General features: G+C 73.2%; 22 protein-coding genes. 16 read left to right on the forward strand and 6 right to left on the reverse strand.

The window, feature by feature from the left end; genetic code table 11:
- Positions 1-52: 52 nt before the first annotated feature.
- The 6 genes from AB0G16_RS07675 (at position 53) to AB0G16_RS07700 (ending at position 5,028) form a co-directional block, all read left to right on the forward strand.
- Positions 53-1,024 carry an IclR family transcriptional regulator gene (locus tag AB0G16_RS07675; protein WP_362800270.1) on the forward strand — a complete coding sequence of 324 codons (972 nt, stop codon included), beginning with the start codon at positions 53-55 and terminating at the stop codon, positions 1,022-1,024.
- Between the two features lie 551 nt (positions 1,025-1,575).
- On the forward strand, positions 1,576-1,710 hold the full coding sequence (locus tag AB0G16_RS07680) for a hypothetical protein (protein WP_362800273.1): 135 nt from the start codon (positions 1,576-1,578) through the stop codon (positions 1,708-1,710).
- Complete coding sequence (locus AB0G16_RS07685) at positions 1,707-2,528, forward strand: fumarylacetoacetate hydrolase family protein (RefSeq protein ID WP_362800276.1); 822 nt, start codon at positions 1,707-1,709, stop codon at positions 2,526-2,528. The genes AB0G16_RS07680 and AB0G16_RS07685 overlap by 4 nt, the downstream gene beginning before the upstream one ends.
- A 192-nt stretch (positions 2,529-2,720) precedes the next feature.
- Positions 2,721-3,878: an amidohydrolase family protein gene (locus AB0G16_RS07690; protein WP_362800279.1), complete on the forward strand. Its 1,158-nt coding sequence runs from the start codon at positions 2,721-2,723 to the stop codon at positions 3,876-3,878.
- Positions 3,875-4,654, forward strand: a complete 780-nt coding sequence (locus AB0G16_RS07695; protein WP_362800282.1) for an aldolase/citrate lyase family protein — start codon at positions 3,875-3,877, stop codon at positions 4,652-4,654. The genes AB0G16_RS07690 and AB0G16_RS07695 overlap by 4 nt, the downstream gene beginning before the upstream one ends.
- Positions 4,651-5,028: a cupin domain-containing protein gene (locus AB0G16_RS07700; protein WP_362800285.1), complete on the forward strand. Its 378-nt coding sequence runs from the start codon at positions 4,651-4,653 to the stop codon at positions 5,026-5,028. Before AB0G16_RS07695 ends, AB0G16_RS07700 begins: the two co-directional genes overlap by 4 nt.
- A gap of 17 nt (positions 5,029-5,045) precedes the next feature.
- Here AB0G16_RS07700 and AB0G16_RS07705 read toward each other — a convergent pair whose 3' ends face one another.
- Positions 5,046-6,149 carry an acetamidase/formamidase family protein gene (locus AB0G16_RS07705; protein ID WP_362800288.1) on the reverse strand — a complete coding sequence of 368 codons (1,104 nt, stop codon included), beginning with the start codon at positions 6,147-6,149 and terminating at the stop codon, positions 5,046-5,048.
- Between the two features lie 198 nt (positions 6,150-6,347).
- On the opposite strand from AB0G16_RS07705, the gene AB0G16_RS07710 reads away from it, so the two are divergent.
- The 4 genes from AB0G16_RS07710 to AB0G16_RS07725 all read left to right on the forward strand — a co-directional run bounded on the left by AB0G16_RS07710 (position 6,348) and on the right by AB0G16_RS07725 (position 9,516).
- Positions 6,348-7,643, forward strand: coding sequence for an SRPBCC family protein (locus tag AB0G16_RS07710; RefSeq protein ID WP_362800291.1), 1,296 nt, complete (start codon positions 6,348-6,350; stop codon positions 7,641-7,643).
- A 5-nt stretch (positions 7,644-7,648) separates the two neighbouring features.
- A complete protein-coding gene (locus AB0G16_RS07715; protein ID WP_362800294.1) occupies positions 7,649-8,209 on the forward strand; it encodes an aromatic-ring-hydroxylating dioxygenase subunit beta in 561 nt (186 codons plus the stop codon).
- Positions 8,209-8,502 carry a Dabb family protein gene (locus AB0G16_RS07720; RefSeq protein WP_362800297.1) on the forward strand — a complete coding sequence of 98 codons (294 nt, stop codon included), beginning with the start codon at positions 8,209-8,211 and terminating at the stop codon, positions 8,500-8,502. Before AB0G16_RS07715 ends, AB0G16_RS07720 begins: the two co-directional genes overlap by 1 nt.
- 126 nt (positions 8,503-8,628) lie before the next feature.
- Positions 8,629-9,516, forward strand: a complete 888-nt coding sequence (locus tag AB0G16_RS07725) for a VOC family protein (protein ID WP_362800300.1) — start codon at positions 8,629-8,631, stop codon at positions 9,514-9,516.
- A gap of 109 nt (positions 9,517-9,625) precedes the next feature.
- Here the strand turns inward: AB0G16_RS07725 and AB0G16_RS07730 are convergent, their stop codons facing one another.
- The 3 genes from AB0G16_RS07730 to AB0G16_RS07740 are packed head-to-tail and all read right to left on the reverse strand — an operon-like array spanning position 9,626 to position 12,286.
- On the reverse strand, positions 9,626-10,171 hold the full coding sequence (locus AB0G16_RS07730) for a hypothetical protein (RefSeq protein ID WP_362800303.1): 546 nt from the start codon (positions 10,169-10,171) through the stop codon (positions 9,626-9,628).
- Positions 10,172-10,217: 46 nt separating this feature from the next.
- Positions 10,218-11,624 (reverse strand): S-adenosylmethionine:tRNA ribosyltransferase-isomerase, encoded by a 1,407-nt coding sequence (locus tag AB0G16_RS07735; RefSeq protein ID WP_362800306.1) that lies wholly within the window; start codon positions 11,622-11,624, stop codon positions 10,218-10,220.
- Entirely contained in the window at positions 11,621-12,286 is a 666-nt protein-coding gene (locus AB0G16_RS07740; RefSeq protein WP_362800309.1) for an SDR family oxidoreductase, read from the reverse strand. Before AB0G16_RS07740 ends, AB0G16_RS07735 begins: the two co-directional genes overlap by 4 nt.
- A 143-nt stretch (positions 12,287-12,429) precedes the next feature.
- On the opposite strand from AB0G16_RS07740, the gene AB0G16_RS07745 reads away from it, so the two are divergent.
- Together AB0G16_RS07745 and AB0G16_RS07750 are read left to right on the forward strand one after the other, a co-directional pair.
- Positions 12,430-13,653, forward strand: coding sequence for a GAF domain-containing sensor histidine kinase (locus tag AB0G16_RS07745; protein WP_362800312.1), 1,224 nt, complete (start codon positions 12,430-12,432; stop codon positions 13,651-13,653).
- A 70-nt stretch (positions 13,654-13,723) separates the two neighbouring features.
- Positions 13,724-14,401 carry a response regulator transcription factor gene (locus tag AB0G16_RS07750; RefSeq protein WP_362800315.1) on the forward strand — a complete coding sequence of 226 codons (678 nt, stop codon included), beginning with the start codon at positions 13,724-13,726 and terminating at the stop codon, positions 14,399-14,401.
- Positions 14,402-14,433: 32 nt separating this feature from the next.
- On the opposite strand, the gene AB0G16_RS07755 is transcribed toward AB0G16_RS07750, so the two are convergent.
- A complete protein-coding gene (locus AB0G16_RS07755) occupies positions 14,434-15,153 on the reverse strand; it encodes a hypothetical protein (protein ID WP_362800317.1) in 720 nt (239 codons plus the stop codon).
- A gap of 66 nt (positions 15,154-15,219) precedes the next feature.
- On the opposite strand from AB0G16_RS07755, the gene AB0G16_RS07760 reads away from it, so the two are divergent.
- The 4 genes from AB0G16_RS07760 to AB0G16_RS07775 all read left to right on the forward strand — a co-directional run bounded on the left by AB0G16_RS07760 (position 15,220) and on the right by AB0G16_RS07775 (position 18,223).
- A complete protein-coding gene (locus tag AB0G16_RS07760; RefSeq protein ID WP_362800319.1) occupies positions 15,220-16,014 on the forward strand; it encodes an ABC transporter ATP-binding protein in 795 nt (264 codons plus the stop codon).
- Between the two features lie 89 nt (positions 16,015-16,103).
- Positions 16,104-17,018, forward strand: coding sequence for an SPFH domain-containing protein (locus AB0G16_RS07765; protein WP_362800321.1), 915 nt, complete (start codon positions 16,104-16,106; stop codon positions 17,016-17,018).
- Positions 17,019-17,210: 192 nt separating this feature from the next.
- Complete coding sequence (locus tag AB0G16_RS07770) at positions 17,211-17,966, forward strand: sulfite exporter TauE/SafE family protein (protein ID WP_362800324.1); 756 nt, start codon at positions 17,211-17,213, stop codon at positions 17,964-17,966.
- A gap of 29 nt (positions 17,967-17,995) precedes the next feature.
- Positions 17,996-18,223, forward strand: a complete 228-nt coding sequence (locus AB0G16_RS07775) for a hypothetical protein (RefSeq protein ID WP_329088968.1) — start codon at positions 17,996-17,998, stop codon at positions 18,221-18,223.
- 89 nt (positions 18,224-18,312) lie between these two features.
- Here AB0G16_RS07775 and AB0G16_RS07780 read toward each other — a convergent pair whose 3' ends face one another.
- On the reverse strand, positions 18,313-19,227 hold the full coding sequence (locus tag AB0G16_RS07780) for a Rieske 2Fe-2S domain-containing protein (RefSeq protein ID WP_362800326.1): 915 nt from the start codon (positions 19,225-19,227) through the stop codon (positions 18,313-18,315).
- Between the last annotated feature and the right edge of the window lie 29 nt (positions 19,228-19,256).

Raw genomic sequence — 19,256 nt, forward strand, 5'->3', positions numbered from 1 at the left:
CCCCCGGTCTGTAGAGTCCGATCCAACGGACGGTCTGTGCGGAGGAGTCGGCATGGCGGAGCAGGCACGGCTCGGCGACACGGGTGTGGCCGACAGGATGCCCGCCGGTGTGCCCGGCCAGGCGCCCGCCGGTGGTCCGGCGGGGACGGCCGGGAAGGTTCCCGGCGGGGCGCGCGGGCGCGGGGCACGCGGGAGCGGTGCCGAGGGGGCGCCCGGGAGCGTCTCCGGGGGGCTTCCCGCGAGCGGCTCCGAGGACGTCCTCGGAAGTGGCCCCGAAGGCGTCCCCGACGATGTGCCCGCCATCCAGACGGTGCGCCGCGCCGCGCTGATCCTGAGCGGCTTCACCGTGGAACGTCCCCGGCTGACCCTCAACGAGATCACCGCCCGGCTGGGCGTCAGCAAGCCCACCGCCCACCGGTACGCCCGGGCGTTGCGAGCGGCCAACCTGCTGCGCTACGACGCGCGCAGCGCCACCTACTCGCTCGGCCCCCAGCTTCTCGGGCTGGAGGCCGCGGCCAGGGCGGGCCTGCCGATCGCCGCCGCCGCCGAGCCCTACCTCGAACTGCTGATGCGCGAGATCAACCAGACGGTCGTGCTGAGCGTCTGGAACGGCGAGTGCCCGGTGGTGGTCGGCTGCGTGGACAACACGATCGGCGACGTCCGGCTGAGCGTCCGTACCGGATCGCAGCTCGACGTGGTGCGCTCGGCCCAGGGCAGGGTCTTCAGCGCCTACCTGCCCACCGGTGAGGTTCCCGGGCTGGCGCGGCGGCTACGGGCCTCCGCCGAGCTGCGCGAGCTCCTCAAGGACGTCCGGCGGACCGGGGTGGCGGTCAACTCGCCGGTGGACCACGGGGTGCACGTGCTCGCGTCGCCGATCTTCGAGGGGGACCAGGTGGTCGCCGCGATGGCGGTCGTCGGCACGGTGGCCTCCCTCGCGGGCGACCGGGAACCGCAGGCCGCCGCCGCACTGCTGAGGGTGGCGGGCGACCTCTCGCGCGACCTGGGCGGCACGCGACCGGTCTGAGCGGTACGAGAACGGCCCGGGCCCGGCGGCGTGAGGCCGACCTGGCGATACGCGCCTGCCCGGGGGCGCGAGGGTGACCCACTCCCGGCCCGCCGTTCCTTGTCCTCCCGGCCCGCGGCCCTTCCCGGTCCGTGGACCTTCCCCGCCTGATGGTCTTCCCGGGCCGGGTCCTTCCGGGGTCTCACGCTCCCTTCGTGCGGCCGGACCCGTTTCCGGAGTGTGGTTCCGGTCACCCGGACAAGATCGTTCGATGGGTCCTCCCGGGGTCCTGGATCCCCTGGAAGGCGTTCTCGCTGGTCGTGGCCTTGTGGCCATGGCCGGACCGAGGATGCGTCCAAGGGAAACATGGTCGCACCATGACGCAATGCGAGATGTGATTCCGCATCTTGACACGCAGTGAGCCTTCCTCGTACGTTCGTGACGCCTGGCCGACCTGGTACGGCGACGGGAGAGCCCGCTGCCGGAGAGACGCCGGCGTTTCGACGAGAGCCCCTGAAAACCCCGTCGCCCCTCCGCGCCGGGTGGCCGCGGGAGTAGGAGCAGACATGGGTATGCGACGCACGGGAGCCGCCCCGGCCCGCCCGGCAGCCCTCCTGATCACGGCCTCGGGCCGGCAGGACCGCTGGGAACCGCGGGACCGGCGGGACCGGGACCTGCGGGACCGGTTGCCGGGGGCGGGCGCGTGAACCTGCTGGCGACCCCCGGCGGCCTGGCCCGCCTCGACGGCGACGCCGGCGACGGCGACGACGCGGTCCTGCTCGACCTGCCGTTCGGCGACGTGGCGACCATGCTCGCCGCCGGTGAGGGCTTCGCGCCGGCGCGGGCCGCGCGGGAGCTGGGCCGGGTCTCCCTCGACGGGCTGCTGCCCCCGCTGCGCGGCGCCCGCGCGATCTGGGGAGTGGGCCTCAACTACCACTGCAAGGCGCGGCTCACCGGCCGGTCGATCCCCGCCGACCCCATCCTCTTCCTGAGATCGCCGTCGGCGGTGTCGGCGCCGGGGGCGGAGGTGGAGCTGCCGAGCGACCGTTCCAGCCAGGTGGACTACGAGGGCGAGGTGGCCTTCGTGGTGGGGCGGCGGATGTGCCGGACCGCGCCCGACCGGGTGTGGGAGCACCTCGCCGGGGTCACCGCGGCCAACGACATGACCGCGCGCGACGTCATGGTCGCCACGGCGACGCCCACCCTGGCCAAGAGCTTCCCCGGTTTCGGGGCGCTCGGCGCCTCCGTGCTGGACCTGTCCACGGTCGAGGACCCCACGGACATCGCCGTGCGGACCAGCGTGAACGGGACCGTACGGCAGGACGCGAGTACCGAGGCGCTGATCTTCGCGGTGCCCGAGCTGCTGGCCACGATCTCCCGCTTCGCCGTGCTGGAGCCCGGGGACGTGGTGCTGACCGGAACCCCGGCCGGCACGGGGCAGGACCGCAAGGTCTTCCTCCGCCCCGGTGACGAGGTCGAGGTGTCCGTCGCGGGGGTGCTGCCGCTGCGCACCCGCTTCCGCTGAAGCCCGCGCCCGCGCCCTCGCCCTCGCCCTCGCCCTCGCGCCGCCCCCGCCCCGTCCCGCCCTCGCGCCGCCTCCGCTCCCGCGCCGCCTCCGCCCCCGTCCCCGTCCCCGTCCACGCGCCGTCCCCCATGTCCCAGCCCTCAGGGCCCCGGAATCCGGCCCCAGGGCCCCTCAGAACCGAAAGAACGAGAAATGACCGAGACTGCATACGATCTGGTCCTGTCCGGCGGCACCGTCTTCGACCCCGTGGCGGGCACCCACTCGGTCACCGACGTGGCCGTGACCGGGGACAGGGTGACACGCATCGCGCCCTCGCTGGCCGCCCAGGGCGCCGAGGTCGTCGACTGCGCGGGCAAGTGGGTCCTGCCGGGCCTGGTCGAGGGGCACACCCACGTCTTCGAGAACGTCTCGAAGGTCGGCGCCCCGCCGGACGAGGCCCACCTGCGCCGGGGGGTGGTCGCCGCCGCCGACGCCGGTACGGTCGGCGCCTCGACCTTCGCCGCCTTCGACCGGTACGTGGTCCAGGCGGCCGAGATGCGGCTCGTCAACTTCCTCAACGTCTCGGTGCTCGGGCTCATCGACTTCCGCTTCGGCGAGCTGCTCAACCCGGGCACGCTGGTCCCCGAGGACGCGCTGGCCGTCGCGGCGGAGAACCCGGGCGTGGTCCGCGGCTTCAAGATCCGCCTCTCCGAGGACGTGGTCGGCTCCGCCTGGCGTTCGCTGCTCAAGACCTCCCTCGCGCTCGCGGCCGACGCGGGGCTGCCGCTGATGGTCCACATCGGCGAGACCGAGGAGCCGCTGCCCGAGGTGCTCGGGCTGCTCCGCCCGGGGGACGTCGTCGCCCACTGCTACACCGGCAAGCCGCACGGCATCCTCGACGGCGAGAAGGTCATCGCCGAGGTGCGGGAGGCGCGCGCCCGCGGGGTGCTCTTCGACAGCGCCCACGGCAGGAGCAACCTCAGCTTCGAGGTCGCCAGGAAGGCCATCGCCGACGGGTTCCTGCCCGACCTGCTCACCTCCGACACCAGCGCGCGGAACTGGCGCGGGCCCGTCTTCGACCTGGTCACCAGCGCGGCCAAGCTGCGCGCGCTCGGCATGACCATGGACGAGATCGTGCCGCGGATGACCATCGCCCCCGCGCGGCTGCTCGGCCTGGACGCGGAAGGGTACGGCACTCTGGTCGAGGGCGGTCCCGCGCACGTCACGGTGCTGGAGGACACGCCCGAGACGACCCTGCCCGACGCCTCCGGCAACTCGATCACGGCCACCAGGCTGGAGCCCGCGCTCGTCCTGCACCACGGGCGGCGCGTGGAGACGACGCCCTGGCGTGGCCTGGACCAGGACCGGTGACGGGGGTCGCCGCGTCGCGGCGGAGGTTGCGGGAGGCGCTGGCGGGCGGGGAGCGGGTGCTCGGCACGTTCGTCAAGCTGCCGACCGCCGACTGCGTGGACCTCGCCCGGTGGGCCGGGTTCGACTTCGTCGTCGTGGACCTGGAGCACTCCTCGCTGCCGGAGGCGACCGCGCTCGCGCTCGTCCGGCACGCCGCCGCGACGGGCCTCCCCGCCCTGGTGCGGGTGCCCTCCGTGGACCCGGCGCTGATCAACAGGGTGCTGGAGGCGGGCGCGGCCGGGGTGCAGCTCTCCACGCTGACCGCCACCGCCGAGGCGGCGGCCCTGGCCGACGCGGCCCGCTACGCCCCCCACGGGCGGCGGAGCGTGAGCCTGTCGCATCCCACCGGCGGCTTCGGCGCGGTGGACCTGGCGGCCTACCTGGCGGCCGAGGAGCAGGACCCGCCGCTGCTCGTCGGGCAGATCGAGACCGCCACCACCCACGACCCGGTGGCGGAGCTGGTGGGCGGCCTGGACGTGGCCTTCGTCGGCACCACCGACCTGGCGGTCAGCATGGGGCTTCCCGGGCCGGAGGCGCTGCGCGCGAAGGCCGAGGAGATCGTCGGCGCGGCCCTGTCCGCCGGGGTGGCGCCGGGCGGCTGGATCGCCCGCGCGGACGAGGCGCTGCTCGCGGGCAGCGGCCTGGGCGCCGCCCGCTACGTCGTCGTCGGCTCCGACGTGCAACTCCTCGGCTCGGCCCTGCGCGAGGTGACCCATCGATGGAAGGAAGCCCGATGACCACTTTCAGCCCGTTGCTGTACGGCGTCGCGGTCAACTGGGACGACATCCCCGCGACCGTGATCCGGCCGGGGGTCTCCCGCAAGGTGTACTCGACCGACGAGGTCATGCTGGCCTGGCACGAGCTGGCCGTCGGCATGACGCTCAACCCGCACCGGCACGACGACTTCGACCAGCTCGTCCTGATCCTTCAGGGCAGGTGCGACTACTACGTCGACGGCGTGCCGCACGCGATGTCGGCCGGGTCGATGCTGCTGGTCCCCCGGGGTGCCGAGCACTACGTCGAGCCCACCGAGGGGCCGTGCGTCAACGTCGACGTGTTCAGCCCGCCGCGCGCGGACTTCCGGGACGCGGTCTGGTCGCCCGAAGGCTGACGGCGCGGCGGGGACGGTCACAGCCCGAAGTCGGCCTTCCTGATCATGCAGTGGACTCCCTTGACCTGGTCCACGACCTGGCTGACCTCGAAGTCGGCCGCCGCGCTGAGGTAGGCCAGGGCCTTCGGCCGCTCCATCCCCTGGGTGCGCTCCAGGAAGCCCACGGCGGCCCGTACGGCACGGCGCATAGCCTCGTCGAGGTCGGTGTGCAGGCCGACCGGGAGCCAGTGCGTGGCGGTCTCGGCGAACGGCTGATCCAGCGCGCCCAGGAGCGTCCGGGCCTGGCTCGCGGGGATCACCGACAGGCGCAGGGTGGCGCGCAGCGGCGCCTCCAGAGCGGTCAGCGCGACCTCGCCGTCCCCTTGCGCGTAGTGCGGGTCCCCGGCGTAGAAACCGGCGCCGGGGACCTGGACCGGCAGGTAGAGGCTCGACCCGACCTGGAGCTCGTTGATGTCGAGGTTGCCGCCGAAGGCGCCGGGCGGTACCGAGTGGACCGGCTCGGCGGTGTCGGAGGCCACCCCCATCAGGCCCAGGAACGGCGCGAGCGGGAAACGCGCCGACCGCCCCCGGCCGAACGGGATGACGCCGTGCAGGCGCCCGGCCTCCTCGACGACCTCGGTGAAGACGCAGACGCTGTTGTACTCCCGGGTCCCGTCCGGGCGCGGGCCGGTGTCGGCCGGGGTCTGGGGGAACTCCCCGGGCAGCGCGCCGTAACCGTGCCTGCTGCTGATGAACCCGTACGGCGCCCGGATCAGCAGGCTCAGGACGTCCACCCGGAGCACGTCGCCGGGCTCGGCGCCGGCGACCGAGATCGGTCCGGTCACCACGTGGGGGCCGTCGGCGTCGTAGTCGTGGGGGATCCCGGAGGCGGCGAGCTCGCGCGCGTCGGCGAGTACCCGGTCCGCGCCGACGCCGAAACCGGCGAGGTAGGCGTCCGGGTCGCGGCCCTGGTCCTCCAGGATGCCCTCGTGACTCAGCGTGTCGATGGTCACGGTCTCGCCGGAGTCGACATGGAGCACGGGCGGGTGGTCGCGGTTGGGCAGCAGACCCCAGAGGCTAGTGTCTGAGCTGGTGGGGAGGTAGTGCGAACCATCGATGCGGCCGATCTTCGGCTGGAGCATTGTCCCTCCACGGGGGATATGTCGCTGTCACCGGCTGAGAGAACCCCACGGGTGTTGCGTCGCCGTTAACGGGGAGTAACCGAAGATTTCGGCCTGCCGGCTCGCACTTGACACCGGGAAGGCGCGGTAGCAGCATCACATAGCGAGATGCCATCTCGAATTCTCGTTCAAGATTCACAAGGAAGGCCGGGCGCCGCGATGACGGAGCTGACACAGGGACATCCGATCGCCTCTCTCGTGGAGGAGGACGGGGAGGCACTCTCGTTCCGGGTGCACCGGTCCGCCTACCGGTCCCAGGAGGTCTTCCAGACGGAGACGTCCCGCATCTGGGGGCACACCTGGCTCTACCTGGGCCACGAGACGGAGATCCCCAAGCCGGGCGACTTCAAGACCAGGACCCTCGGCGGGCGCCCGCTGATCTTCTGCCGTGACTCCTCCGGCGAGATCCAGGTCTTCCTCAACGCCTGCACCCACCGGGGCACGGTGCTGTGCCGCTTCAGCGAGGGCAACACCAAGTTCTTCCAGTGCTTCTACCACGCCTGGGCGTTCAGCAACTCCGGCGACCTGGCGGCCCTGCCCGGCGACGACGCCTACGCCGACGTGGACGGGTTCCGCGAGCGGATGAGGCTCCGCTCGGTGCCCAGGATCGCGAGCCACGAGGGCTTCGTCTTCATCGCCTTCGACCCCGACGTGCCCGACCTGCTGACCCACCTCGGCAAGGCCGCCCACTACATGTCGCTGACCGCCAGGATCGGCCCCGCGGGCATGGAGACCGTGCCCGGCGTGCAGCTGTACTCGGTCAAGGGCAACTGGAAGCTCGCCGTCGAGAACGCGATGGACGGCTACCACTTCGCCCCCACGCACAACACCTTCGTGGGCTACCTGCGCGAGACCGGCTTCGCCGTCACCGACGACGACCAGTACGCCTACGACCTGGGCGGCGGCCACGGCCTGCTCATCCTGACCGGCCACAACGGGCGGATCGGGATGGTCTGGGAGCCGAGGTTCGGCGAGGCCGAGCGGGAGCGGACGGTCGCCAAGCGCGAGGAGATGGTGGACCGGCTGGGCTCCGAGCTCGCCGCCGAGATCGCCGACGCCAGCCGCATCCTCTTCGTCTTCCCCAACCTGCTCCTGTTCGACCTGGAGGCGCTGACCATCCGCCAGCTCGAACCGGTCGCCCCGGACCGGACCGACGTGCGGGCCTGGCAGTTCGTCGAGGTGGACGAGCCGGCCGACGTGCGGGCGCTGCGGATCAAGACGATGGTGAGCTTCGTCGGCCCCGGCGGACTGGCCACCCCGGACGACATCGAGGCCTACGAGGCGGTGCAGCGCGGGATCGAGGCGACCGCGGACTCGGCCGACCCCCGCTTCGACTGGAGCGACATGTCGCGCGGCATGGCCAACGAGCGCGAGGGCAACCAGGGCCGCTCCATCGACGAGGGCGCGATGCGCAGCTTCTGGCGGCACTGGGCCGCGGTCGCGGGCAGGGACTGAGCCCGGTGAGCACGGAGCGGACCCAACAGGTGGAGCGGTCGGAGCGACCGGAGCAGGTGGAGCGTAAGGAGAACGTCGTGGGCGGCAGGACCATCACCCGGCCCGAGGTGGAGGACTTCCTCTACCGGGAGGCCCAGCTGCTCGACGAGTGGCGGCTGGACGAGTGGTTCACCCTCTTCGAGGAGGGCGGAAGGCTTGAGGTGGCCACCACCGACTGGAAGGGCTGGGACAGCTCCTCGGCCGGCTCCTTCATGTGCGACGACTACGACCTCATCAGGGCCAGGGTCAAGCGCCTCAAGAGCCGCAAGGCGCACGCGGAGAACCCGCACTCCAGGACGCACCGCATGATCTCCAACGTGCTCATCCTGGAGCAGGGCGAGAGCACGGTCTGGGTGGCGGCGAACTTCATCGTGCACCGCTACCGGGACGGCGGGACGTACACCTACGTGGGCCGCTACGAGCACGTCCTGCTCGTCGAGGACGAGGGACTGCGCTTCCGGCTCCGCAGGGCCATCCCCGCCATGGAGGCCATGGACGCGGGCGCACGGCTGAGCTTCATCCTCTGATGATCAAACACGTGCTGCTCTTCCGCTTCCGCTCCGACGTGCCGGCCGGGACGGCCGAGGCCGTCCTGGCGGAGCTGGAGACGTTCCCCGGCAGGTACCCGGCCATGCGCGGCTGGGCCTGCGGCCCCAACATCAGCACCCGCGACACGAGCATGACGCACGGCTTCGTCGTCGAGTTCGACTCCGAGCGGGACCTCCTGGACTACCTGAACAGCTCCTCGCACGAGGAGTTCGTCCGGCTGCGCTGGCGCCCGGTGATCGAACGGCAGGCCATCGTCAGCTTCTCCTTCTGAGAAGGACCGCCCGCACCGCCCGGCCCGGACCTTCCCGGCCCCGAACGACCCGCACCACCCGAACGACCCGCCCGACCCCGCGGACGCGTACGAGACACACGGAAACGACAAGGAAGAGGTAGCACCATGACAACCGCCACCCGCCGCCGGGCGCCGTACGGGATGGAGTACGCCCGGATCGCGGTGCCCGACATGGCCGCGACCATCGAGTTCCTCACGTACCACGTGGGTCTCCAGCTCGAACAGCACGACGACGAGCACGCCTACCTGCGCGCCGACATCGAGCACCACTGCGTGGAGCTGCTCAGCGAGCCCGGCAGGGAGGTGTCGGAGACCGTCGCGGTCGGCTTCAGCGTGGAGTCCGGCGAGGTCCTCGACGACCTGCGGGAGCGGGTCACCGCCGCGGGGCTCGAGGTGCTCCCGCTACAGGACCGGATGAAGGCACTCTGCGAGCGCGGCTTCGGCGTGCGCGACCCCAACGGGCTGATCGTCGAGCTGTTCACCGAGTTCCACGAGTACGCCGAGCCGCCGCTCGTCGAGCTGCGCCCACTCGACCTGGTGCACCCCTTCATCGCCACCGACAAGTACGACGAGTGCCTGGCCTTCTACACCGAGGTGCTCGGGTTCCAGTCCTCCGACCACGTCGGGGACGTCACCGTCTTCCTCAGGGCCGAGGACCGCTACCACCACAGCCTCGCCCTCCAGCGCAACGAGGAGTACTACGTCGCGCACCTGTGCTTCATGATGAAGAGCTTCGACCACGTGATGCGCGGCCGGGCGCGTGCCCTGTACAAGAACGTCCCGATCGCCTCGGACATGGTCAACCATTCCGCCTCCACCTCGATCGCGTTCTACCTGTTCGACCCCAAGCACGGGCCCAGGTTCGAGCTGTGCGACGGTCATCGTGTCCTTACCCCCGAGGAGCACGAGACGCACCGGCCGCGCAGGATGACCGTGGACCCGCGCAACATCGACGTCTGGCGTGCCGCCTCCGACGACTGGGGCCGCTTCTAGGACCTGCCCCGGGCCGCCGCCGGGGCGCCGGGGCCGGTCGGACGCGGGGCCGGACGGCGTCGACGGCGCCAGCCGGGCGGGCGCCGGGGCACGTCCGGGCGTCCCGCCGTCAGCGGTGGATCCGGGTCCTGACCTTCACGTACTTGACGTCGCCGGTGATGTCGATGCCGTGCACGTCGAAGGTGCCGAGCCCGCCCGCGGGCACGTCGATCGAGGTCGAGCCGAACTCCGCGGTCGCGGTGCCCGAGGCGCTGTTCCTCAGCCACACCTTGACCTTGACGGTGGCCGACCTGCCGGGGTTCAGGGTGTCGAGGAAGCAGCCCATCCTGCGGCCGGAGACCTCGCAGCGGGACCCGGCGGGCCTGCCGACGATGCGGACCCCGGACGCCTGCCTGGGCAGGACCCCCTCGACATAGGCGATGTCGGTGTACCACTTGCCGACATTCTTGATCTTGAGCGTGTACACGTACGCGTCGCCCGCCCAGGCGCCGCGCGGGAAGTACGCGGTCAGCCTCAGCGGCGAGAGCGGCTTGCCGGCGTGGGCGGCCGTCCCCTGCGGGGCGGCGGCGGGGGCCGCGGCGCTCGCGCTCCCGGGGGTGAGCAGCACGCCCCCGGCCAGGGCGAGGGCGGCGAGGGCGGTGAGGTGCCGGCGCATTTCTTTACTCCAGTCGGGATCCGGTGATCCCCGTAGGGTGACGGCCTCAGCCTTCCGGGCCCCACTTGGAAACCTCTTGTGACCGACTGACCGGGCCGCCCGCGATGAGGTGGACGTCGCCGAACTCGTGCCAGAGGTACCCCTCGGCGAGCGCCGCCGCGTACGACCGGGAGAGCAGGGCGCGACCGGCGATCGCCGAGAGCATCAGCAGGTGGCTGGAGCGCGGCTCGTGCAGCCCGGTGAGCAGGCCGTCGACCGCCCGTACCCCCGTCTCGGGGGTCACCAGGTGCGATGTCCAGCCGCTCGCGGCCCGGATGCGGCCGTCCGGCGCCACGGCGGTCTCCAGTGCCCTGACCACGGTCGTGCCGACCGCGATCACCCGGCCGCCGGACGCGCGCGTCAGCTCCACCTGACGGGCGGTGGAGCCGGGCACCTCGAACCGTTCCGGGAAGGGCGGCTCGTCGCGCTCGGGGGAGGCCACCCCGGTGTGCAGGGTGATCGGCGCGATCGCGACCCCGCGCGACACCAGCGCGGTCACCAGGGCGGTGGTGAACGGCCGTCCCGCGCTGGGCATCTCCGCGCTGCCCGGCCGCACCCCGAACACGGTCTGGTAGTCGGCCAGCGGCCAGTCCCGGTCCACGTAGGAGTAGCGGATCGGCACGCCGTGGCGGCGCAGGTAGCCGGTGACCTCACGGTCCAGGCGCGCCCGCCACAGCCGGGGCGTCTCGCGCCCCAGCAGCCGCAGCGTCGCCCCGCCCGGCAGCGGCAGCCACTCACCGGCCACCCCGCCCCGATAGGACTCGCCCGCCCACCCGGGGTCGCCGCCGCCACCGGAGGCGTCGAAACCGGGGCCACCGGGGACACCCGTGCCGCCGGACGCGCCGGACGCGCCGGATCCACCGGGTACGCCGGCACGTCTCCCGGGTCCGGCCCCCTCCGGCTTTCGGCGCCGGCGGAGTTCGACCAGCCAGGTCCCGTCCTCGCGTTCGGTGGAGAAGTGCACCGCCAGGCGGTCGAGCCGGACCGCGGCCGGGAGCGTTCCGGAGTTGTTGACCACCAGAAGGTCACCGGGGCCGAGCAGGTCCGGCAGGTCGGCGAACGCGTGGTGGCCGACCCGCCCGGTGTCGCGGTCGGAGACCAGCAGGCGCACCCCGTCGCGGGCCGTCCCCCGGGCCTCCGGCGGCTCGTGCGCCTCCAGTTCGGGCGGGAGCGTGAAATCGGCCGCCATGGCGTCCACGCGGCCCGCGCGAGCCACGCCGTCCATGCCGTCCATGCCGCCCATGCCGTCCACGCCGTCCACGCCGTCCACGAGACCCGTGCGAGCCGCACCCTCCGCGCCCTCCATGCCGTCCGCGCCCTCCATGCCGTCCACGCCCTCCATGCCGTCCACGCCCTCCGCCTCGTCCGTGCCGTCCGTGCCGGTGACGGCCGGCGTGCCCGTCGTCCCGCTCACGTGTGCCTCACCCGCCCGCTCCTGGGGCGCTCGGCGATCAGCCGCAGCAGGGTGGGCACCACGGTCTCGGGGGCGGGCGCCGCCGCGGCCTCGTCCGGGCCGACCGCGTCGGCGAGCATGGCCGTGGACATCTCCCCCGGATCCACCCACCAGACCGCGACGTCCGGTTCCTCCACGGCCAGCACGTGGGAGAGCCGCTCCAGGGCGGCCTTGGTCGCGCCGTACCCGCCCCATCCCTCGTACGCCTCCACCGCCGCGTCGGAGGAGACGTTCACGATCGCGCCGCGCCGGTCCCTGAGCCCGCGCAGGGTCGCCTGGACCAGCGCCAGCGGGGCCAGCACGTTGACCTCGAACAGGTCGCCGAGCGCGCCGACCGGATAGGCGGCCAGCGGCGGCAGCGGTACGGGGCCCAGCCCCGAGGCGTTGTTGACCAGCAGGTCCAGCCCGCCGCTCTCCGCCGCGGCCCGTGCCAGCCGGTCCCGGTGGGCGGGGTCGGCGACGTCCCCCGCCAGGGTGAGGGCGCCGAGCCCGTCGGTGGCCGAGCGCAGCGCGTCCTCGCCGCGCGCGGTGAGGATGAGCCGCCAGCCGCCGGCGGCCAGGGAACGGGCCAGGGCCAGGCCGAGACCGCGGGAGGCGCCGGTGATGAGTGCCGTCTTCGTCATGCCCCGACGCTAGGAGCCGCCCGCCCGCCGCACATCGGCCGTCGGACCCGGTACGGCCCGGGCCGATGGTCGTAGGCGGACCGGGGAGGACCTAGGACCGACGGCGCGCGCGGCGGGCGCCCGCCGCGGCCTAGAGTCGTCTCGTGAGTGCCGAGAGCCCCGAGAGCTCCCAGAGCTCCCAGAGCGAGGACCCGGGCGCCGTGCTGGACGCGGTGAGCTCGGCCGTCCTCGCGGTGACCAGGCACCTTTCGGTACGGGAGGTGCTCCAGGTCATCGTGCGGTCGGCGCAGCGGTTGCTGGACGCCCGCTACGCCGCGCTGGGCGTGCCCGACGAGGCCGGGGCGTTCGCCGAGTTCGTCGCCGAGGGCATCTCGGACGAGCAGTGGAAGGCCATCGGGCCCATGCCCCGCCAGCACGGCATGCTCGGCGCCATGTTGCGCGAGGGCGTGCCGGTCCGGCTGCCCGACATCCGCAGGGACCCCCGGTTCGAGTACTGGCCGCGCGCCCATCCGGTGCTCAAGGACTTCCTCGGAGTGCCGATCATGGACGGCGAACAGGTGCTCGGCATCATCTTCCTGTCCGACAAGCGGACGCCGGGCGGCTTCACCGAGGCCGACCAGCGGCTGCTCACCATGTTCGCCGCGCACGCCGCGATCGCCCTCACCAACGCCCGCCTGTACGAGCGGAGCCGGGAGCTCACGCTGGTGGAGGAGCGCACCCGGATGGCCAGGGACCTGCACGACGCGGTGACCCAGAAGCTGTTCTCGCTGCGCCTCACCGCGCAGGCCGCCGCCTCGCTGGTGCCCGGCGACCCGGTGCGGGCACTGCGGGAGCTCGACCGGGTGGAGCGGCTGGCCGGGGAGGCGCTGGCCGAGCTCCGCGCGGTGATCGTGGAACTCCGCCCGGCCGAACTCGGCCGGCACGGCCTGGCCGAGACGCTCCGCAAGCACGTCCGGCTCCTGGACCGGCTCCATCCGGCCTCGTTCTCGTTCGAGGAGACGGCCGGGAGGAGGCCGGCGCGCGCGCCCGGCCCCGAGGCCGAGGCGGCCGGGCTCGATCCCGAGGCCGAGGCGGCCGGGCTCGATCCCGAGGTCGAGGTGGCCGTCCTGCGGGTGGCCCAGGAGGCGCTGCACAACGCCTCCCGGCACTCGGCGGCGCGGGCCGTCACCGTGCGGCTGGGCCGCGAGGGCGGGCGGGTGGTGCTGGAGGTCGGCGACGACGGGACGGGGTTCGACGTGGCCGCCGCGGCGGGGCGGGGGCTGGGCGTCGCCTCGATGGCCGACCGGGCCGAGGCGGTCGGCGGGAACGTGCTGGTGAGATCGGAGCCGGGCGCCGGCACGGTCGTCCGGATGGAGGTGCCCGCGTGACCCGTGTGACCCGCGTGACCCGCGTCCCGATCACCGGCGGCCGTCCGCCGGCGCGGAAGGAGGTGCCCGTGTGATCCGTGTCCTGATCGCCGACGACCATCCGGTGGTCCGGCAGGGGCTGCGTACCTTCCTGGACCTCCAGGACGACCTGGACGTGGTCGGCGAGGCCGCCGACGGCGCCGAGGCGGTCGCGCTGGTGGAGTCCCTCGCCCCGGACGTGCTGCTGCTGGATCTGAGGATGCCGGTCCTGGACGGGCTCGGCGCCCTGCTCTCGCTGGCCGAGCGCGGCCTCTCGCCCCGGGTCCTGGTGCTGACCTCGGTCGGCGACCCCGGCGGGGTGGCCCCGGCGATGCGGGCGGGCGCGGCGGGCTTCCTCTACAAGGACGTCGAACCGGCCGCGCTGGTACAGGCGATCCGGGCGGTGCACGGCGGTCAGGTGCTGCTCGCGGCCGAGGCCGCGGAGGCCATGCTGTCCGGCGCCGGCCCGTCCGCCGCGTCGCGGACGGGCCCTCCGGACGGGCGGGACGGGCAGGAAGGACGGCAGGGCGGGCCGGTGGCACCGCTGACCGACCGGGAGCGCGAGGTGCTCGCGCTGATCGCCTCGGGCCGTTCCAACCGGGAGATCGCGAGAAGGCTCTCGGTGGCGGAGAAGACGGTGAAGACCCACGTCTCCAACGTGCTGATGAAACTGGGCGTGCAGGACCGGACGCAGGCCGCCCTGTACGCGGTGCGCAACGGTCTCGCCTGACGGCCCCGGCGGCCCCGGCGGGCCCGGGCCCGTCAGACCAGCTCGGTCATGGCGTGGTGGGCGACCACCCGGGCGCGGCGCACCGCCCGGTCCAGCTCGCGCAGCGCCTGGCCGCGTACGGCGACCTGGCCCGAGGTGAGGCCCCGGTCGTCGGCGACCCGGAGCACCGCGGCCAGCCGGGCGGCCAGCGCGGCGACCCGGTGGGCGCGCGCGGGGTAGCCGGGGGCCAGGCCCTCGTCCATGATCTCCACCCGCCGCCTGCCCTGGGCCGGGCCCTCGACGCCGAGCAGGGCGTCGGTGGCCGTCCGCATCGCGCGGGTCAGCTCGTGCTCGGCCTCGGCCAGGGAGGGCAGGTCCGGGGCCGCGGTACGGGCCTGGAGCACGCTCCAGCGAACCCCGGCGTACGATGACCCGCGGCGGTCCTTTACCGGGACCAGGCCGAGGCATCTGTCGGGAAGCACGGCTATCGCCGCCTGCCCGGCCTCGATGGCCGCGGAGTTGAAGGGGGGCGGTCCGGTGAGACCGAGCGGGTCACCCGCGACCGGCAGGGCCAGCCGCAGCGACTTCATGCCCTCGATCCGCAGGTCGGCGAGGAATCCGCGCAGAGGGACGTCGCCGGCGTCACCGGCGACGAGTTGGGGGCCTGCCTGCCGCTCCACGCGGTCGGCGGCCTCGTCGAGGCCGACCTGCCCGGCGAGCCAGGCGTTGCCCCAGCAGACGAGGGTGGCCGAGATCGGTGAATCAGGGTGCACCGATCCACGATATGCGCTTGTCCTGCAATAGGTTTTGTTCCAGCGATTCACAAGGAGGCTTCAGGGATGGGCGGTCAGGTGCTTCGGCTACAGGACGTCACCGTCCGCAGAGACGGGGCGGCCCTGCTGCGGGAGATCGACTGGACCGTTCACGAGGACGAACGGTGGGTCGTCATCGGTCCCAACGGCGCGGGCAAGACGACGCTGCTGCAGGTGGTCGGGGCTCTGCTGTTCCCCACCGAGGGAATCGTGGAGATCCTGGGCGAGCGGCTCGGCCAGAGCGACGTCTTCGAGCTGCGGCCCCGCATCGGGCTGGCGAGCGCCGCGCTGGCGGAGAAGGTCCCGCCGGAGGAGAAGGTCATCGACCTGGTCCTCACGGCCTCGTACGCCATTCTCGGCCGCTGGACGGAGGAGTACGACTCCAACGACGTCACGCGGGCCGTCGAGCTGATCGACCAGCTCGGCTGCGCCCACCTGATCCGGCGGCGCTTCAACACGCTGTCGGAGGGGGAGCGCAAGCGGGTCCAGATCGCCCGCGCGCTCATGCCGGACCCGGAGCTGCTGCTGCTGGACGAGCCGGCCGCCGGCCTGGACCTGGGCGGGCGCGAGGACCTGGTCCGCCGCCTGGCCACGTTCGCGCACGACCCCAAGGCGCCGACCATGGTGCTGGTCACCCACCACGTCGAGGAGATCCCCGGCGGGTTCACCCACGCGCTGCTGCTGCGGCACGGCTCGGTGGTGGCCCAGGGGCCGATCGAGCAGGTGATGACCGCGGAGAACCTCTCGCGCACCTTCAGCGTCCCGCTCACCCTGGACCGGGGGCGTGACGGCCGCTGGTACGCGCGGGCCCACCAGCTCTGAGACCGTTATCGGCGTTCAAAGGCCGGTGAACGGAAAAGCAAATATCCTGCGGTCAGGGGTCCACGTGAACCGACCGCCGGGGATTGCTCATGGAATCGCTCGTCGTCACGCTCGTCGTCGTCGCCGTGGCGGCGTTCGCCGTGTACCGGACGGTCCATGTGGTGCCCCAGGCCACCGCCGGGGTCGTGGAGCGGTTCGGGCGCTACCACCGCACCCTCGGCCCGGGGCCGAGCCTGGTGGTGCCGTTCATCGACCGGATCAGGGACGTCGTCGACCTGCGCGAGCAGGTCGTCTCCTTCCCGCCGCGGCCGGTCGTCACCCGTGACCACCTGGTGGTCTCCGTCGACGTGGCCGTGTACTTCCGCGTGGTCGACGCCCGCGCGGCCACCTACGACATCGCCAACTTCCTCCTCGCCGTCGAGCAGCTCACCGTCACCGGGCTCCGCGACGCGATCGGCGCCAGGGACCTGGAGGAGGCGCTGGCCTCCGGCGGCGAGATCGGCGCCGAGCTGTGCGAGGCGCTCGGGCGGGCCGCCGGCGCGTGGGGGGTGCGGGTCGGCGGGGTCGAGCTCAAGGCGATCGATCCGCCGGTCTCCGTCCAGGAGTCGATCGAGCGGCACGCGTGCGCCGAGCGGGACAGGCGGGCGGCGGTCCTGGCCGCCGAGGGGAACCGGGAGGCCGCCGTCCTGGCCGCGGAGGGGGCACGGGAGGCGGCCGTGCTCAGGGCGCGGGGCGAGGCCGAGGCGGCGGTGCTCGCGGCACGGGCCGAGGCCGACGCCAGGAGGGAACGGGCGCTGGGGGAGGCCGAGGCGGCCGAGACGCTCATGCGGGCCGTCCGCGAGGACGGTCCCGGCGCCGAGGTCCTCACCTACGCGTACCTGCGGGCGCTTCTGGAGATCGCCGAGAGGGATCCCGGCCCCGGGACGAGACCCCGGCCTCCGCGCGAACCCGCCGCGGGCTCCGGGGCGGAACCCCGGGAGTCCCGGACCCCGCCCGCCGGCTGACGACCCTCGCGCGCCGTTTCCCCGTCCGCCCGGTGCCGGCCTGACGACCGGGCCCCGGCCGCGGGCCGGCGACCCTCGCGTGCCCCCTGGCAGGCGGACCCCGCCCTCGGGGACTTGTCGATCTCCTCCTAGCATCCCTGGAGGGCCGTGCACCCCGTGATGGGCGCGAGCCGTACACGTGAGGGGAAGCGCATGACACCGTGGGAGGCCGTCGCGATCTTCGTGGCCGGTATCGGGGCCGGGAGCATCAACGCGGTCGTCGGCTCCGGATCGCTGATCACGTTCCCGACGATGGTCGCGCTGGGGATGCCGCCGATCGTCGCCAACGTCTGCAACAGCATCGGCCTGGTCCCCGGGTCGCTGACCGGCGCCCTCGGCTACCGGGCGGAGTTGAGGGGGCAGCGCCAGCGGCTGATCCGGCTGGGCCTGCCCACGATCGTCAGCGCGGTGATCGGCGGGGTGCTCCTGCTCTACCTTCCCGCGGAGACGTTCGACATCGTCGTGCCGGTGCTGATCGGCCTGGCGTGCGTGCTGGTGGTGGTCCAGCCCCGGCTGAACAGGTGGCTGAGCGCCCGCCGGGAGCACCCCCGCGCGCACGGGGGTCCCTGGCTGTGGGCGGGCGTCTTCGCGTGCGGCATCTACGGCGGCTACTTCGGCGCGGCCCAGGGCGTTCTCCTCATCGGGCTGCTGGGCAGCTTCCTCGACGACGACCTGCAGCGGATCAACGGGACCAAGAACGTGCTGTCGCTGCTGATCAACACCGCGGCGGCGACGTTGTTCGTCCTGATCGCGGAGATCGACTGGATGGCGGTGCTGATGGTGGCGCTGGGCGCGGCCATCGGGGGCTTCCTGGGGGCGAAGATCGGCAGGAGGCTGCCCGCCCCGGTGCTGCGCTGGTTCATCGTCTGCGTCGGCGTGATCGCGATAGTCAAACTGGTGTACGGGTGAACTTGCCTGCCATTGGGTACTTATCAGGTATGAAAGGTGACAAGGTCGAGGTTGTCATCGACGCAGGAGACAGTTCACGAACCTACGAGGTCAGCGCCACCAGAGCCGGACGCCGCGTGGAGGTCGCCAACGCGCGCGGCGGCGTGGTGGAGGTGAGCGAGGTCACCCGGAGCGGTACGGCCGTGCGCACCGCCCGTTTCATGTCCAGCCGTATTCTCGCCCTGGTCGAACACCCCGCCGACGGCAAGCCCGCCTAGGTGCGGCGGCACGCCCGCCCGGACCCCGCGCCGGCCCGGGACGCGCCCCGGGCCGGTTCACGCCCGGCCGGGGCGCGTCCCGGGCCGGGTCACACCTGGGCCGGTCGGACCTGGAGCACGCCGTCGCGGCGGACGCGGGTCTCGAAGGACGGCTGCGGCGCGGTGGCCGGACCGTGCACGACGGCCCCGTCGGAGAGCCGGAAGGTGCTCCCGTGCCACGGGCAGACCACGCAGGCCGTACCCTCCTCCGAGACCAGGCGTCCCTGGTGGAGCGGGCCGGCCAGGTGGGCGCAGTGGTCGGCGAGCACGGTGACGCCGCCGCCGACGCGGAGCACGAACAGGTCGATGTAGCCGAGCCGCCGGGTGACCGGGCGCCCGTCCGGCAGGTCGGAGACCTCGCACAGGTCGTGCCAGCCCAGCGGGACCAGGTGGGCGACCGACTCGGCGTGGTTGGCCCCGGCCGCCTGCCGGTAGGCCAGGTGACCGCCGAGGTAGCCGCCCACGCTCGCGGCGCCCAGGCCGGCGAACGAGAGCATCCGCCCGGTCCGGTCCCGGCCGGCCAGCCTCAGGGCCAGGGACCCGGTGTAGAGCCCCAGGGCGGTCAGGTTGGCGATCGCGTGCACGAAGCCCACCCGTTGCTGCTCGCGGTGCAGCGCGGACCAGTCGGTCACGCCCGCCGCCATCGCGGGTACCGCGGCGACGAGCCCTCCGGCCACCAGCACGCGCGACGCGCGGGGGTCGGAACGGGTCACGTCCAGCACCGCCGTGGCGGACCAGAGCCCCAGGGCGAGGTTCGCGAGCGGCGGATGGAGCGGTTTGCCGGTCGGCACCCCGTGCAGCAGGTCCCGGAGCGGCCCGGGGCCGATCCTTCGGCGTACGGCCTTGGCGAGCACGCGGATCGGCCTGTCGGCTCTGGGCGACCGCTCGATCCGGTCGGTGAGCTCTACCCCGGGCACCAGACGCTTGAAGGTTCTGCGTCCTGTTTTGACGGTTTCCTCCACCATCGCCCCTTTCTTAGCCCTAAGGGACCTAC

Origin of the sequence: Streptosporangium sp. NPDC023615 (assembly GCF_040640155.1) — a bacterium.
GTDB lineage: Bacteria > Actinomycetota > Actinomycetes > Streptosporangiales > Streptosporangiaceae > Streptosporangium.

What these genes read in the sequence shown, in the direction of transcription:
- AB0G16_RS07675 (WP_362800270.1), top strand. Translation starts at nt 53, where the DNA reads ATGGCGGAGCAGGCACGGCTCGGCGACACGGGTGTGGCCGACAGGATG.
- AB0G16_RS07680 (WP_362800273.1), top strand. Translation starts at nt 1,576, where the DNA reads ATGCGACGCACGGGAGCCGCCCCGGCCCGCCCGGCAGCCCTCCTGATC.
- AB0G16_RS07690 (WP_362800279.1), top strand. Translation starts at nt 2,721, where the DNA reads ATGACCGAGACTGCATACGATCTGGTCCTGTCCGGCGGCACCGTCTTC.
- AB0G16_RS07700 (WP_362800285.1), top strand. Translation starts at nt 4,651, where the DNA reads ATGACCACTTTCAGCCCGTTGCTGTACGGCGTCGCGGTCAACTGGGAC.
- AB0G16_RS07705 (WP_362800288.1), bottom strand. Translation starts at nt 6,149, where the DNA reads ATGCTCCAGCCGAAGATCGGCCGCATCGATGGTTCGCACTACCTCCCC.
- AB0G16_RS07710 (WP_362800291.1), top strand. Translation starts at nt 6,348, where the DNA reads ATGACGGAGCTGACACAGGGACATCCGATCGCCTCTCTCGTGGAGGAG.
- AB0G16_RS07720 (WP_362800297.1), top strand. Translation starts at nt 8,209, where the DNA reads ATGATCAAACACGTGCTGCTCTTCCGCTTCCGCTCCGACGTGCCGGCC.
- AB0G16_RS07725 (WP_362800300.1), top strand. Translation starts at nt 8,629, where the DNA reads ATGACAACCGCCACCCGCCGCCGGGCGCCGTACGGGATGGAGTACGCC.
- AB0G16_RS07730 (WP_362800303.1), bottom strand. Translation starts at nt 10,171, where the DNA reads ATGCGCCGGCACCTCACCGCCCTCGCCGCCCTCGCCCTGGCCGGGGGC.
- AB0G16_RS07740 (WP_362800309.1), bottom strand. Translation starts at nt 12,286, where the DNA reads ATGACGAAGACGGCACTCATCACCGGCGCCTCCCGCGGTCTCGGCCTG.
- AB0G16_RS07760 (WP_362800319.1), top strand. Translation starts at nt 15,220, where the DNA reads ATGGGCGGTCAGGTGCTTCGGCTACAGGACGTCACCGTCCGCAGAGAC.
- AB0G16_RS07765 (WP_362800321.1), top strand. Translation starts at nt 16,104, where the DNA reads ATGGAATCGCTCGTCGTCACGCTCGTCGTCGTCGCCGTGGCGGCGTTC.
- AB0G16_RS07770 (WP_362800324.1), top strand. Translation starts at nt 17,211, where the DNA reads ATGACACCGTGGGAGGCCGTCGCGATCTTCGTGGCCGGTATCGGGGCC.
- AB0G16_RS07775 (WP_329088968.1), top strand. Translation starts at nt 17,996, where the DNA reads ATGAAAGGTGACAAGGTCGAGGTTGTCATCGACGCAGGAGACAGTTCA.
- AB0G16_RS07780 (WP_362800326.1), bottom strand. Translation starts at nt 19,227, where the DNA reads ATGGTGGAGGAAACCGTCAAAACAGGACGCAGAACCTTCAAGCGTCTG.